11 protein-coding genes and 1 pseudogene are annotated in these 15629 nt (G+C 53.7%); 2 read left to right on the top strand and 10 right to left on the bottom strand.

Features of this window, described 5'->3' with window-relative positions:
• Nucleotides 1-581: 581 nt before the first annotated feature.
• Nucleotides 582-1502, bottom strand: a complete 921-nt coding sequence (locus tag BCA33_RS05665) for a LysR family transcriptional regulator (RefSeq protein WP_071264112.1) — start codon at nt 1500-1502, stop codon at nt 582-584.
• Nucleotides 1503-1751: 249 nt separating this feature from the next.
• Here BCA33_RS05665 and BCA33_RS05660 point away from each other — a divergent pair, with 249 nt between their 5' ends.
• Nucleotides 1752-3032, top strand: coding sequence for an aspartate aminotransferase family protein (locus BCA33_RS05660; RefSeq protein WP_254774217.1), 1281 nt, complete (start codon nt 1752-1754; stop codon nt 3030-3032).
• 32 nt (nt 3033-3064) lie between these two features.
• Entirely contained in the window at nt 3065-4555 is a 1491-nt protein-coding gene (locus BCA33_RS05655) for a CoA-acylating methylmalonate-semialdehyde dehydrogenase (RefSeq protein WP_071264108.1), read from the top strand.
• Nucleotides 4556-4690: 135 nt separating this feature from the next.
• Here the strand turns inward: BCA33_RS05655 and BCA33_RS05650 are convergent.
• The 9 genes and pseudogenes from BCA33_RS05650 to BCA33_RS05610 form a co-directional block, all read right to left on the bottom strand.
• A pseudogene (locus BCA33_RS05650) lies at nt 4691-5985 on the bottom strand (adenylosuccinate synthase).
• An 88-nt stretch (nt 5986-6073) separates the two neighbouring features.
• Complete coding sequence (locus BCA33_RS05645; protein ID WP_071264106.1) at nt 6074-7255, bottom strand: ATP phosphoribosyltransferase regulatory subunit; 1182 nt, start codon at nt 7253-7255, stop codon at nt 6074-6076.
• Between the two features lie 179 nt (nt 7256-7434).
• The gene (hflC, locus tag BCA33_RS05640) at nt 7435-8310 is read right to left on the bottom strand and encodes a protease modulator HflC (RefSeq protein WP_071264104.1); all 876 of its coding nucleotides are present in this window, start codon (nt 8308-8310) and stop codon (nt 7435-7437) included.
• 2 nt (nt 8311-8312) lie between these two features.
• Nucleotides 8313-9509, bottom strand: a complete 1197-nt coding sequence (gene hflK, locus BCA33_RS05635; RefSeq protein ID WP_071264102.1) for an FtsH protease activity modulator HflK — start codon at nt 9507-9509, stop codon at nt 8313-8315.
• 79 nt (nt 9510-9588) lie between these two features.
• Nucleotides 9589-10887, bottom strand: a complete 1299-nt coding sequence (hflX, locus tag BCA33_RS05630) for a ribosome rescue GTPase HflX (RefSeq protein WP_071264100.1) — start codon at nt 10885-10887, stop codon at nt 9589-9591.
• A gap of 115 nt (nt 10888-11002) precedes the next feature.
• Complete coding sequence (gene hfq / locus BCA33_RS05625; protein ID WP_071264098.1) at nt 11003-11254, bottom strand: RNA chaperone Hfq; 252 nt, start codon at nt 11252-11254, stop codon at nt 11003-11005.
• A gap of 37 nt (nt 11255-11291) precedes the next feature.
• Nucleotides 11292-12287, bottom strand: coding sequence for a tRNA (adenosine(37)-N6)-dimethylallyltransferase MiaA (miaA, locus tag BCA33_RS05620; protein ID WP_217632618.1), 996 nt, complete (start codon nt 12285-12287; stop codon nt 11292-11294).
• 49 nt (nt 12288-12336) lie between these two features.
• Nucleotides 12337-14247, bottom strand: a complete 1911-nt coding sequence (gene mutL / locus BCA33_RS05615) for a DNA mismatch repair endonuclease MutL (protein WP_071264094.1) — start codon at nt 14245-14247, stop codon at nt 12337-12339.
• A 20-nt stretch (nt 14248-14267) separates the two neighbouring features.
• Nucleotides 14268-15608, bottom strand: a complete 1341-nt coding sequence (locus tag BCA33_RS05610; protein WP_139172910.1) for an N-acetylmuramoyl-L-alanine amidase — start codon at nt 15606-15608, stop codon at nt 14268-14270.
• Between the last annotated feature and the right edge of the window lie 21 nt (nt 15609-15629).

The following is a 15629-nucleotide window of genomic DNA, read 5'->3' as shown; positions in this document are numbered from 1 at the left end:
CTTCGGTTTTCTTCAGCACTTCTGAGTAAAAACACCCCGGAAATGCCTGTCAGGCTGAAAAAACGAACGTGATTTCATTCGAATATTCGCGGCGCGCGCTAGAAAGTTTTAAAAATGGTGGAGGTTCTTGCATGGGTAACTCTTTACCAGGCATTTTTCTCATATCCTTCTGAAAATATTGAACTTATATTCTTAGTTCAGAGAAAAGAGAGTGTTGTATTTTTTTACCTGTTGGTAAAGGTAGGGGCCGTTTTCCGGATAGTCAAGGAGAGTTTTTTACCACCAGATAAATAGAGGGCAGCCCACCCTGGACTCACACCCCAATACCCGGAAACTAAAAAAACAATAATAATCAATAGGTTAAAAGATTATATGGAGGCTTTTAAATTTTTGCTTTCGCAACGACTAAAATGCGATACAGAAAGACAAATAAACCATTGTTTTTGATTAATTAAAATTATGAACAGGATTGGCAAAGAGAATAAGGCAGGATTTATGTCAAATTGCGAGCAATAATAACAGACCGCTCGATCAGGAACGGCCTGCAAGTAACCCATGTAACCAAAGCCTCGCAGGGCGACCTATTGGCCGTTCAAGCGATCTAGCTCTTCAAGATAACTTTCCAGTACCAAATTGGGCGGAGCCCCTTTCCGGGTAATAGCGCTGTAACGAGTTATGTACTGGCAAGTATCCGGCATCAGCGCAAACATCTTGCCATCACGAACCCAGTGATGGGCATAATGGGTTGGCAAATAGCCAATGTAACAACCCGAAAGAATCAGAAATGCTATTCCCTCGCGATCGGTTGAGGAAGCCAATCCATTAAGTGGTTCCAATTGAGCCTTGATCTCCGGTGCCTGAGCATAGGCTGGTATGACAGCATCATGCTCAGATAGCGCGTCAAGACTCTCCGGGGCATGCTCAAAGAGTGGATGATCAACGCCACAGTAAAGTTGAGAAACTTCTTCGTAAAGCGGTCGATACTGCAACCCTGGCAGGGTTTTCAAGGTGGGTACCACGCCGGTGTGCAGGCGACCGTCGAGCACTCCAAGCTCAATATCGTTGGGTGGAATCATACGAATATTGATCTTTACTTCCGGGCCACGCTTCTTCAGCCCACTGAGAGCACTGGTGATATGCATTTCGGGTATGGTTACCAGGTTATCTGTTATGCCAATATTCAGCTCTCCTTTCAATCTGGAGTGCAAACCGTTCACTCGGGTACGAAATCCCTCTACCGAGGCCAGAAGCTGCAGGGTTGCCTGATACACTTCGGCACCTTCGTCGGTCAGCGAGAACCCGCTGCGGCCACGCTGGCAGAGCCGAAGGGACAGTCGTGTTTCAAGATCACTCATGGCCATGCTGATTGCTGCGCGGCTGATGTTCGCCTGAACTTCTGCCGCTGAGAAACCACCACACTCAACAACGGTTCGATAGATCCTGAGCAACCTCAGATCGGTATCACTTACCTGCCCGGATATCGCAGTGCTGCGACGTTTCATGCCACTTCTCCCTAATACCTGTTGTGGAGCAATCCCATAGTTAAGCAAATACTTACACAAAAATAAATACTTCTATATTTAACTTACCAAAAATCTATCCCATGGTGTATGCAAGCAATCACTGAACAACAACCCAAACTAGGGGGCAGCATGAATAATTTAGCGACTCAACTTGGTGCTGACAGCGAGAATGAACTCGCCGACAACCGGTTTGCCGGGCTAAGCCCCGAGCAACTCGATGCTTACTGGATGCCCTACACAAGCAACCGGCAATTCAAACGTGATCCGCGCCTCATCACCGCTGCCAAAGGTCACTACCTGACTGATGCTAACGGTCGTCAGATCCTTGATGGCCTCTCGGGGCTTTGGACCTGCGGCGCTGGTCATGGTCGACCTGAGATTGCAGAAGCTGTAAGCCGTCAACTGCAGGAGTTGGACTATGCTCCATCCTTCCAGCTAGGCCACCCAAAGGCCTTTGAACTGGCCCACCGTCTGCGTGAGCTCATGCCTGGAAACCTGAACAATGTGTTTTTCACAGGATCAGGTTCAGAAAGTGCCGACACGTCACTAAAAATTGCCCGGGCCTACTGGCGGAAAAATGGCAAGCCGACCAAGACCAAATTGATCGGCCGTGCAAAGGGCTATCATGGCGTTAACTTTGGTGGCTTCAGTGTGGGCGGTATCGGAGCGAACCGTACCATGTTTGGCCAAGGCATAGACGCTGATCATCTACCTCACACTCTTCTGAAAGAGAACGCCTTCACCCGGGGCATGCCGGAACACGGTGCCGAACGTGCAGATGATCTCCTGGAACTTATTGCCCTGCACGATGCTTCAAACATCGCCGCTGTGATCGTAGAGCCACTAGCAGGCTCCGCCGGAGTCATTCCGCCCCCCCGCGGTTACTTGAAACGCTTGCGCGAAATCTGCGACCAACATGATATTTTGCTGATTTTTGACGAAGTCATCACGGGCTTCGGGCGAATGGGCTCCATGTCAGGCGCAGAAGAGTTTGGCGTAATTCCAGACATGATGAACATTGCCAAACAGCTGACCAACGGTGCTGTGCCAATGGGGGCAGTGATTGTACAGAGCGAAATTTATCAGACCTTCATGGACCAAGGTGGGCACGACTACATGATGGAACTGCCCCATGGGTACACCTATTCAGGTCACCCTGTTGCTTGTGCAGCGGCCATGGCTGCCCTGGATGTGTTGGAGAAAGACAAGTTGATTGATCAGGTACGCGCAATCAGTCCCAAATTCGAGGACGCCTTGCACAGCCTGAAAGGTACACGTTATATCACTGACATTCGTAACTATGGTTTGGCAGGTGCCTTCCAGATAGAGAGCTACCCTGGCGAGCCGGCACGCCGCCCATACGAGATTGCCATGAAGTGCTGGGAGAAAGGGTTCTATGTGCGCTATGGCGGCGACTCGATTCAGCTTGGATTGCCCTTCACCATCACTGAACATGAAATTGACCGAGTGATTAACACCATAGGCGACGCTATCAACGAACTCGATTGATACCCAACACAATTTTTTGACGAGACCAAACAATGAAAACTATTGGACACCTGATTAACAGCAAGATCGTGACAACAGACGATCACACTCAAGACGTTTATAATCCATCGACCGGCGAAGTTGCCGCCAAGCTTAGCCTCGCACCAAAAGCGACCGTAGAAGAGGCCGTTGCGGCGGCACATGCGGCTTACCCGGCCTGGCGAAACACGCCTCCCTCCAAGCGCGCTCAGGTTATGTTTCGATTCAAGGAACTCCTTGAACAAAATGCCGACGAAATTTGCCGCCTTGTAGGTCAGGAACATGGGAAGATCGTTCATGATGCCATGGGCGAGCTTAGGCGAGGCATTGAAAACGTTGAGTATGCTTGCGGCACCCCAGAGTTACTCAAAGGCGAGTACAGCAAAAACGCAGGCCCCAATATCGACTCCTGGAGTGATTTCCAGCCACTGGGAGTTGTTGCTGGCATCACTCCCTTCAACTTCCCGATAATGGTGCCGCTATGGATGTACCCGATGGCAATCGCCTGTGGTAATACATTCGTACTCAAGCCTTCGGAGCGTGACCCATCTTCAGTGCTGTTCATTGCCGAACTGCTTCACGAAGCGGGCCTACCTGCCGGCGTTTTGAATGTTGTTAATGGCGATAAAGAAGCGGTAGACACCTTGCTGGATGATGACCGCGTTCAGGCAGTCAGCTTTGTTGGCTCAACCCCCATTGCTGAATATATCTACTCCCGCGCAAGTGCAAACGGCAAACGCTGTCAGGCCTTGGGTGGTGCCAAGAACCACGCTATCGTTATGCCGGATGCAGATCTGGATAATGCGATCAGTGCACTGACTGGTGCTGCGTTTGGCTCCTCGGGTGAACGTTGCATGGCGCTTTCGGTTGCTGTCGCAGTTGGTGATGAGATGGCAGATGCTCTGATCAACAAAATGAAAGCGCAGATGGAGAGCCTGAAAGTAGGGCCTTTCTCTGACGCCAAGAACGATTTTGGGCCAGTGATCACCAAGGCACACCAGGAAAAAGTTTGCGGATATATCAGCAGTGCGGAACAAGAAGGTGCAGATGTTGTCGTTGATGGTCGCAGTGTAGCTGTACCTGGCCACGAGAATGGATTTTATGTTGGGGGCACATTGATAGACCGCGTAACCCCGAACATGACTTGCTACCTTGAAGAAATCTTTGGCCCGGTTCTTTTGGTCATGCGTGTTAATACCATGGAAGAGGCAATGCAGCTGATCAACGACCACGAATACGGCAACGGCACCTGCATTTTCACTCGCGATGGCGAGGCTGCCCGCTATTTCAGTGACAACATACTGGTAGGCATGGTTGGCATCAACGTGCCCCTGCCCGTTCCGGTGTCTTACCATAGCTTTGGTGGCTGGAAACGTTCATTGTTCGGAGATCTTGGCGCATACGGCCCCGATTCAGTTCGCTTCTATACCCGGCGTAAAACGATTACCCAACGCTGGCCATCTGCAGGGGTTCGTGAAGGGACTCAGTTTGCCTTCCCTTCCTGACCTGCATAGAGCACGAACGCGACTGTAGTAGTCGCCTTCGATTGCTCTTTCGGCAAGTCCAAAAAAAAACCGCCGTGCTATACCAGCACAGCGGTTTTTTTCTTTCGGGACTTTCACTCCAAACCCGACTGTTACCTAGTCATCAAACGGGTGACGCAGTGTAATTGTCTCAACCCGGTCAGGGCCGGTGGAAATAATATCGATAGGCGCTTCAATCTGCTCTTCCAAAAAGTGAATATACGCCTTAGCGTTTTCCGGCAGCTCATCCAGGGAGGTCAACCCGAAGGTGCTTTCACTCCAGCCCGGCAAGTCTACATATATAGGCTCGATATCCTTGTAGCTGTCGCAGCCAATCGGTGGGCGGGTAATTTCACCTCTGGGCGTTTTGTAGCCACACACACTTTAACCGTCTCTAACCCATCAAGAACGTCCAGTTTAGTCAGGCAAATACCCGATACACTGTTGATCTGGATAGCGTGGCGCAGGGCCACCGCATCAAACCAACCGCAACGGCGAGAGCGGCCCGTTGTGGTACCAACCTCATTACCTTTAATGGCCAAATGCTCGCCCATCTCATCAAACAACTCTGTGGGGAACGGGCCCGCCCCAACACGGGTAGTGTAAGCCTTGGTAATACCCAGCACATAGTCCAGATACAGTGGGCCGAACCCGGAACCAGTTGCGGTACCACCGGCCGTGGTGTTAGACGAGGTTACGTACGGATAGGTTCCAAGATCTATGTCCAGCAAAGAGCCCTGAGCGCCCTCAAACATGATGTCGTCGCCGCGCTTGCGGTAGTCGTGCAGCAAGTCTGTTACGTCTGCGGCCATGGGGAGGATCTCCTCGCCCATCTGCTTCAGCTCTTCCAGAGCCGCATCTATATCTTCTGCTTCTTCCTTGAAGTACTGCGTGAGCACGAAGTTGTGATAAGACATGATCTCCCGCAGCTTCACCTCAAAGTCTGCCGGATTGTGCAGGTCCCCAAGACGAACGCCACGGCGAGAGGCTTTGTCTTCATACGCAGGGCCGATGCCGCGGCCAGTAGTGCCAATTTTATCAATACCTTTAGCGCGCTCGCGGGCCTGATCAATACGCACGTGGGTGCGCAGAATAAGCGGACACGCCAAGCTGATGCGCAGACGATCCCGAACCGCTACGCCTGAAGCTTCCAGCCCACGGACTTCTTTCAACAGGGCTTCCGGCGACAATACAACGCCGTTACCAATTAAACATTGAACGTTCTGACGGAGAATGCCAGAGGGAATCAGATGCAGAGCCGTTTTCTTGCCATCAATGACCAGCGTATGGCCCGCATTGTGCCCGCCCTGAAAACGCACCACCGCTGCGACCTTTTCAGTTAGCAGGTCGACGATCTTACCCTTGCCTTCATCACCCCATTGGGTGCCCAGCACAACAACGTTTTTACCCATGATTCTCTCTCAATGCGCACACGGTAAGGCGTGCGTCTTGCAAATTTGGCACATGTACCTGTATGAGTTTACTGACGTTAATCCAGTATCAACCCAGCTTCTGAATAACCCAATGGTCACCCTGTTTGACCAGCTTTCGGTCGCAGCCCCGGGTAGAGGGATTTACTCCGCTGTCTTCCGGCAAGGCCCGAACAACAGTGTCTGTCAGCCTCAGATCCGCGATGGCCCGCTCTAGCGCTACTTCACTCTGAGCGGGCGCCCACACCGCCTTGCGATTGTTGATCTGACGTTCGCCTAGTGTAACCAGAGCCCGTATATCCATGCTAAAGCCGGTGGCAGGGCGTGCCCTACCAAAATCACTGCCAATTGCATCGTACCGGCCACCCTTGGCAACGGAGTCGCCGTGGCCTGGCACATAAGCCGCAAACACCAAGCCCGTGTGATAGTTGTAACCGCGCAGCTCGCAGAAATCGAAACCGAAGCTGACTTCGGGATAGTCTCTCTCCAGCATCTGTGCAACCTGGTCTAACTGATCGAGGGCTGCATTCAGATTGTCGGAGGCACCGCTCAGTATTCTGCGCGCCTCAACCAGCGCTTCGGGGCCGCCGCTAACACGGGCAAGCTCCCGGAGACGGGCACCGGCAGAACCTGCCTGGCAATCGCCCAGAAGCTGATCCAGCTCAGGTACAGACTTGCGCGCCATGGCGTCAAAAATTTCAGCGTTTGTCTCCCGATCAAAGCCGGCCTCGCCAATCAGGCTTTCGTAGATAGACACATGGGCTAAGTCCAAGTGAACTTTTGGCAGCCCGGCAACACGCAAGGAAGCGAGCATCAGGCTGATAATTTCCAGATCTGCAGCTTCCGACGCGCTACCAAACAGTTCGCAGCCCGCCTGAATGGGCGTGCGCCCTGTCAGCATATGCTTTGGGCGGGTATGCAATACGTGCCCGGCATAGCACAGGCGTGTAATCCCTTCTTGCCCCAAAGTATGAGCGTCGATACGCGCTGCCTGAGGAGTCATATCAGCACGAACACCCATCATTCGTCCTGTCAGCTGATCAGTCAGCTTAAAGGTCTGCAGCTCCAGGTCGTGCCCGGTTCCTGTAAAAAGGGATTCGAGGTATTCGATAAGCGGTGGGATTACCAGTTGATAACCCCAGCGCTGGCAGGCATCCATTACATCCCGGCGCAGGGACTCTATCTGCCCGGCCAGTGGCGGTAAGATATCTTCCACCCCGTCCGGCAGCAACCAGCGATCAGATACTGTCATGAGATTCCGTTGTCCATCCGACACACCCCACTTTTGTTGCAGTGGAAGCGCGTAGGTTTTTAGGGTGACATTCGGGGAAGAAAAACCCGAACCAAAACCTGAGGGATTTTACACTGTTGGCAGGCACAAAAAAACCGGAATACCTGGGTATTCCGGTTTTTCGACATACAGAGCGAGTTTTAGCTTCCGCCCTTGGAGTCCTTCAGGAATCTCATGAATTCACTGTTGGCGTCAATAACCATGAGGTCGTCTTTGCCAGAAAATGTATTCCGATAGGCCTGGAGGCTGCGATAGAAGCTGTAGAACTCCGAGTTGGAGCCATAGGCTTCTGCGTATATTCTTGCCGCTTCACCGTCGCCTTCACCCCGGGTTTCTTCTGCGGATGCGAATGCTTCCGCCAAAGTCACGGTTTTCTGACGATCTGCGTCGGCGCGAATACCTTCCGCCAGCTCCCGGCCGCGTGAGCGGAATTCCTGAGCAAGCTTCTCACGCTCTGCCGCCATACGGCGATACACGTTTTCGCTCACCTGTCCGGGAAACTCTATGGCCTTGAGCCGGATATCTCTTACTTCGATACCAAACTCTTTCACAGACGTTTCATTCACCCGGTCACGTAGCGTGTGCATTAGCTGGTCACGCTGGCCAGACACCACTTCGTGCATGGTGCGCACACCAAATTCATCCCGCAGGCCGTTATCCACTCGGGATAACAGCAATGACTGGGCGCGCAATTCATCCCCGCCTGTGGCGCGGTAGAACTGATCCACATTACGAATCTTCCAGACAATGTAAGAATCTACATCCAGCGGCTTCTTTTCAACCGTCAGATACTGCCGCGAAGGCAGGTCCATGGTTAATATGCGGATGTCGAATTCGCGAACCTGATCAATGACCGGCACCTTGAAATGAATGCCTGCCTGGATATCGGTTTCAACCAACTCACCAAACCTGAGCATAACCCCACGATGGGTTTCCGGAATGATAAAAACGCTCGACATTACCAGCAGGACGACGATCAGGGCGCCTGCAAGGCCCACTACACCTTTAGGTCCCATGATTATCTACTCCTTCGTACATTAGTGTCCTGCCTGGTTCGCAGCTCCTGGATAACCTGGTCAGTTAAGGCTTGAACATCCATTTGGCCGCTACCGTCGGAAGACCCGCTTCCACCTCGCGCTGACCCACCCTGGGTAAGGCGGTCCAGAGGCAGATACATCATATTGCCGCTGCTTTCGGTGTCCACCAGAATCTTGCTGCTGTTGGATAACACAGTTTCCAGAGTCTGCAGGTACATACGCTCCCGGGTTACGGTCGGTGCCATTTGGTACACAGCAAGTAATTCGAGGAAACGAGCCGTTTCACCACGGGCGCGCTCGACAACTTCCTGTTTGTACGCGCTAGCTTCTTCAATCAGGCGCTGAGCCTGGCCGCGAGCTTCAGGAACAACTTTGTTGCGATAGGTTTCCGCTTCTTCCTTAACACGCTGCTCGTCTTCACGGGCGCGCTGAACTTCTCGGAAGGCATCCTGAACCGCTGCAGGCGGCTGGGTGCTTTCAACGTTAACGCGAACAATCTCAAGTCCCGTTCCGTATTCTTTCAAAAAGCCTTGAAGACGCTGCTCAACCCGAACCGCCAACTCGGCACGACCTTCCGTAAGCACGTCGTCCAAAGACGAACTGCCCACTTCATGACGCAATGCACTGTCGGTCGCAAACGCCAAAGCTTGGTTCGAATCACGAACGTTCAGCACGTATGCACGAGCCTCACCAACGCGGTATTGAACCTGCAGGTCAATCGTAACCAGGTTTTCATCCTGAGTTAGCATCTGGCCGCTTGATTTAGCGGTTCTTACACTGGTGACGCGCACCTGGGTGACATCGTCGATAAGTGGCACTTTAAATCTCAAACCGGGGCTTTCAGTTTTGGAATATTCACCAAACCTCAGCACCACCGCTCGTTCCTGCTCGTTTACCGTGTAGAACGACTGGAAGATTACATAACCCAAGACGAGAATGGCTGCCAGCGCGAGAATGGCACCAAAACTGCCAGCGAGGCCTGAACCACCGCTATTGCCATTACCATTGCTGCCGCCCGACTTTTTACCTTTGCCGCCCAGCATCTTATTAAGTTTATCGAGACCTTTTTTCAGTGCCTCATCAAGGTCTGGTGGTCCCTGATCATTCCCGCGACGACCACCACCATTTCCCCAGGGGTCATTGTCGTTGCGGTTTCCACCCGGTTCATTCCAGGCCATAATACTCTCCGTTCCTAACATGTCGAATGGCTGCAGATACTAGGGATTTATCATCGCCCCGGCAATAGCCGCTTAGGTTTCAGGTGCGCTCGGTGTCCAAGCGTACCGTTTCTTCACTCTTGCCAGCACGGCTCAGCAGCTGCAACCAGTCCCGGTGCTGAAGCCGGGTTTCGAGTACCGTTTCTCCGGTTTCCCGATGTTCTTCGCTGAGTACTGAACCCGCCTCGTGCAGGAGCGCCCGAAGCTTGCCATCTGCAGGCCCGAGCAAAACGAAATAGTGTACAACATCCTCGGCTAAACGCTCGACAATCGCATCATAGAGACCATCCAAGCCCTCACCGGACACGGCCGACACCCAGGCACGCACCGGAACGCCATCTTCGTTGCGTTCAACTCGGGGAATAAAGTTGTCCAGCAAGTCGATTTTATTAAACACCTGAAGTACAGGCGTCTCATCAGCACCGATTTCTGTCAGAACTTCTTCAACCTGTTCAATATTTTCATCACGCCGGCTGTCGTAACTATCGACAATATGCAGCAAAAGCGATGCTTCGGTCGTCTCTTGCAGCGTAGCACGAAATGCTTCAACCAACTTATGGGGTAAGTGCTTGATAAAACCTACGGTATCCGCCATTACGACCGGGCCGATATCTGGAAGTTCCAAACGTCGAAGGGTTGGATCCAGGGTTGCAAACAATTGATCCGCAGCATAAACGGATGAGGCAGTAATCCGATTGAACAGAGTGGACTTCCCGGCGTTAGTATAACCCACCAGAGAGACCGTCGGAATATCAGCACGTTTGCGGGCTCGGCGGCCTTGGTCGCGCTGTCGACGTACCTTACCCAGGCGCTTATGGATCGACTTGATGCGCTCACGCAGCAGTCTGCGGTCGGTTTCCAACTGGGTTTCACCGGGGCCACGCAAGCCAATACCGCCTTTTTGGCGCTCAAGGTGAGTCCAGCCGCGAACCAGGCGCGTTGACATGTGGTCAAGCTGAGCCAGCTCTACCTGCAGCTTACCCTCATGTGTCCGGGCCCGCTGTGCAAATATATCCAGTATGACACCCGTACGGTCAAGCACACGACACTTGAGTTCACGCTCAATGTTGCGTTCCTGGCTGGGGCTGAGGGCATGATTGAACAGGACGACATCTGCCTCATTCAGGCTGACAGCATCGCGGATTTCTTCAAGCTTACCTTCCCCCACAAAAAATCTTGGGCTGGGCTGCTTGCGAGACCCGGTTACAGTTCCAACTGCCTCAACTCCGGCAGAGGCCACCAGCTCCCGGAACTCATCCGGATCTTCAGAGCCGTCATGGGACGAAAAATCGATGTGGACGAGTATCGCTCGCTCACCTACATCTGGGCGTTCAAACAATGGGCATCAACTCCGAAACGGTCGGTTTTTAACGTCACAAAAACAAACACCCGCGACCATCAAAAGCCAAAGGCTCGTCAGGAACGCGGGTGGCAATACCGGAAATCCGGGCAACTCAGTCTTCAGGCTCATCCTCTCCTGCTGGGTTCTGCTGAGGAATGCGCACATTCCGGGCAGGTACGACAGTGGAGATCGCGTGCTTGTAGACCATCTGGCTGACAGTATTTTTCAGCAAAATCACAAATTGGTCAAAAGACTCTACCTGCCCTTGCAGTTTGATGCCGTTAACCAGAAAGATGGAAACCGGAATGCGTTCCTTGCGTAAGGCATTGAGGTAAGGGTCTTGTAACGAGTGCCCTTTTGACATGTGTATTCTCCTGTTTTTTAGTAAATGCAGATCGTCATTAATCAGTGCTAAATGTGGTGTGAAGTCTGACTTTTTTCAAGGCTGCTTCAACGATAAACCCGTCTTCGCTATTCAGCCAGTTCAAATCAGACCACTTCCGAAGCCATGTGAGCTGCCGCTTGGCTAGCTGACGCGTGGCCGCAACGCCTTTGCTTACAAATGTGTCATAATCGTCAACACCGGCCAGATAACTCCAAGCCTGACGATAACCAACACAGCGCATGGAAGGCAGATCAGGGTGCAAGTCACCTCGGCTCATCAGGGCCCGAGCTTCGTCCAGAAACCCGGCTTCCAGCATGCTCAAAAAGCGCCGCTGTATCCTGTCGTGAAGCACAACCCTCTCGGGAGGCACCATGGCAAGCTGCGTTACAGTATACGGAAGCGATGAAGTTTCGTCTGCCTGCCATTGAGTATAGTAGGTGTAATCCTCAATACTGTGGCGGTCTACCCCTTGCGGCTGCGGCTGACTGCCATCCGCCTCCCAAAAAGCGGAAATTGGCCTACCGGTTAGGCGAATAACCTCCAGAGCCCTCAGCAGCCGCTGACGATTATGCGGGTGAATAAGCGTTGCCGCTACCGGATCCCTCGCCTGCAACTCCTCGTACATCGCAGGCCACCCAAGCCGATCAGCCTCTGCCTCAAGGGTTTTGCGAAGTTCCGGACTGGCTGCGGGCAACCCAGACATACCATGCAGCAGAGCCTTGAAGTACATCATGGTACCGCCCACGAGCAACGGGATGCGCCCGGCACGGGAAATCCTGCCCATTTCAGCCAGCGCATCCCGGCGAAAATCGGCAGCAGAATAGGTTTCGGCCGGGTCGCAAATGTTAATCAGCCGATGAGGAGCCCGAGCCAGCTCCTCAGCTGAAGGCTTGGCTGTGCCTATATCCATTCCCCGATAAATCATGGCCGAGTCAACGCTGACAATGTCGCAAGGCAGCTGATCGCAAAGCGCCATGGCCAGATCTGTCTTGCCAGAGGCCGTGGGGCCCATCAAAAAGATGGCGGGCGGCTTTGGCGCTTGGGACACTCTTGATGGCAACCTAGCGCCCTCGCAGAAACAATTTATCCAGCTCAGCCAGCGTGACAATTGTCCAGGTTGGGCGCCCGTGGTTGCACTGACCACTTCTCTCTGTCGCTTCCATATCCCGCAGCAGAGAGTTCATTTCCGGTATGGTCAGTTGCCGGTTTGCCCGCACCGAGCCGTGGCAAGCCATGGTTCCCAAAAGTTCATGAGTAACGGCTTCAACCCGGTCACTTTGGCCGTGCTCAATCAGATCAGACAGAACATCCCGCACCAACTGTTCAGTATCGGCTCCTCGCAGCAAAGCGGGCACTTGCCGAATGGCCAGAGTTTCGGGCCCTATACGCTCTATTTGCAGCCCAAGCTGCTGCAGATCTTCTCCATGGGTTTCTGCCAACGCCGCCTCTTTCTGGCTGACCGCAAGAGACAGGGGAACCAACAACGGCTGACTTTTAAGATCTTGTTCCGCCAACGCACGCTTCATTCGCTCATAGGTGATGCGCTCGTGAGCCGCATGCATATCCACGACGATCATCCCTGCGCTGCCCTGGGCCAACACGTAAATACCGTGCAACTGGGCAATGGCATACCCCAGAGGCGGCTCTTCGTTGTTGCCTGTGCTAGCCGATTGATCCAGAGGCATGGCCGCCGTGCCGCCAAATGAGGCAGGCTCTTGCGGGGTACTGACTCCACCGCCACCAAGGGACTGATAAAAAGCCATCTGATCGCTGGCCTGCCAGTTCTGCTGTGGCGCAGCCTGCCCTCCGAACCCCGCTGCCGGAGCTTGGCCTCCGTACGACGGTACCGCAGGCTGCCCGCTCCAGGGCTGGTGTTGGGTAGGCACTGTTTCGGCGGACTGCGCGCCTTCCTGAGCCGCAGTCTCGCGACCGAAAGACTGGGCCATTGCGCCGCGAAAATGATCGTCCGGGCGCACGTCAGCCAGCGCTTTGTGCAGCGTGCGAAAGATAAAATCATGCACCAGGCGACCGTCGCGGAAGCGCACTTCGTGCTTGGTCGGGTGCACGTTTACATCAACCGTGGCCGGGTCTACCTCAAGGTAAAGAACAAACGCCGGGTGGCGGTTGTTGTAAAGCACATCGCGGTAGGCCTGGCGCACAGCGTGAGCAACCAACCGGTCGCGAATCACACGGCCGTTGACAAAGAAGTACTGCAAATCGGCTTGGCTGCGAGAGAAAGTGGGCAAGGCAACCCAGCCCCACAAGCGCAAACCCGTGGCTTCTGCATCAATAACCACCGCATTGTCGATAAACTTTTGCCCGCAAAGAGATCCAATACGGCGCTCTCTGTCGAGCATGGATTCCGCTGGCCGAAGATTTTGAACAACCTTCTGGTTATGGCGCAAGGTAAAGCCTGCATCAAACCGACTGAGTGCCTGGCGACGCACGCACTCTTCCACATGGTTGAATTCGGTTTTTTCGGCGCGCAGAAATTTGCGTCGGGCAGGGGTATTAAAAAACAGATCCCGGACTTCAACGGTGGTGCCCACGGGGTGCGCAGCAGGTGAGATTCGTGCATCCATGTCACGCCCCTCCACTTCCACTCGAGACGCCGCCTCCTGCTCCTGCGTGCGAGAGGTCAGTGTAAGGCGGGACACAGAGCTGATACTGGCAAGGGCCTCACCCCTGAAACCCAGGGACGCGACCGACTCAAGGTCGTCAAGGCTGACAATTTTGCTGGTGGCGTGGCGACTGAGCGCCAGAGGCAGATCGCTTTCAGCAATGCCGCTGCCGTCATCACGCACTCGGATAAGCTTTACGCCACCCTGTTCCACTTCAATATCAACGCGGTCAGAGCCCGCATCGAGCGCGTTTTCAACCAGTTCTTTAACAACAGATGCAGGTCGCTCAACCACCTCACCTGCGGCGATTTGGTTTGCCAGCCGCGGCGAGAGCAATCGGATGGAGGGCATGTTTCGGAGCTACCTCTTGGTCAGGATGAGGGAATACGAATGGTTTGCCCTACCATAACACGGTCGTCCCTCAGGCCGTTAAACTGCATTAGCTCGCTCACGGTTGTCTGGTTTTCCCGTGCCACCCCAGAGAGGGTGTCGCCGCTTTGAACCTGATACCTGCCAACGCGCCCGCCACCCTGGCGGTTCTTTTTCTGCCATGCCAACAAGGTGCCCGGCGGCGGCGTCTTTTGGAAGTACTCATCGATGCCCTTCATGATGGCGCCAGCGAGCTTGCTTCGGTACCAGTCCGTAGAGAGGTTTTTCTCTTCCTGTGGGTTGGATATAAAACCCGCCTCTACAAGGATAGAAGGAATATCCGGTGATTTAAGAACCGCAAAGGCAGCCTGCTCCACACCCGGCTTGTGCAAATGTGCCACGCCGTTGAGCTTGCCCAATATGGAACTACCCACGCCCAGGCTGGCGTTAATGCTGGCGGTCATGGACAGATCGAGCAACACACCGGCCAACATGTCGTCCCGACCATCCAGCGATACGCCACCCGTGCCGCCTATGAGGTCAGACCGATTTTCACTCTGAGCCAACCAGCGCGCGGTTTCACTGGTGGCGCCGCGCTGAGAAAGCGCAAACACAGAAGCACCCTTGGGTTGGGGCGTACGGAACGCGTCCGCATGCACAGACACAAACAAGTCGGCGCTGTATTTACGGGCTAGAATGGTGCGATTCCGCAAGCCTATGTAATAGTCTCCGGTACGGGTGAGCTTGGCAACATAGCCTGGCTGCTTGTTAACCATATCCGCCAGAATGTGAGCCATCTTAAGAACCACATCTTTTTCGCGGGTGCCTCGGGGACCTATGGCGCCAGGGTCTTCGCCACCGTGGCCCGCATCGATAACCACAATGACATCGCGCTTGCCAGCTGAGTCGTGAGTCACCGTTGGCTTTGTCGCTTTTTCCAGGCGACTGCCACCCTCATCAATAAGATCCAAAACCAGGCGGTGACCATACTGCTGGTTGGGCTCAAGCTGGAAGCTCCGAGGCTTGATGTCGCCAGCAAGATCAAGAACCACCCTCAGGTCCGTGCCGTTGCGTGGCGCACTGCGGATTCGGCGGACAGGGCTGCCAGACAGATCCAGCTTGCCAAAGTCTGTTTTCAAGCGTGTGTTTTTGAGATCAATCACTAGGCGCGAGGGGTTACTCAACGCAAACATGTTGTGATCGACCTTGCCTGCCGTATCCAGCACCAAGCGGGTATGATCCGGAGCTGGCCATATCCGAATGCCCTCCACCTGAGTGCCTGCGTGCGCCTGCATGGCCACAGCCAGCAGGCACACAGGCACCAGCGCCACAAATGTGTTCATTATTAACTTGAGTCTGTTCAT

The sequence above is a fragment of the Marinobacter sp. AC-23 genome, assembly GCF_001858325.1.
GTDB lineage: Bacteria > Pseudomonadota > Gammaproteobacteria > Pseudomonadales > Oleiphilaceae > Marinobacter.
The sequence above is the reverse complement of the archived record's forward strand: the minus strand, read 5'-3'. Positions and strand labels throughout refer to the sequence as shown.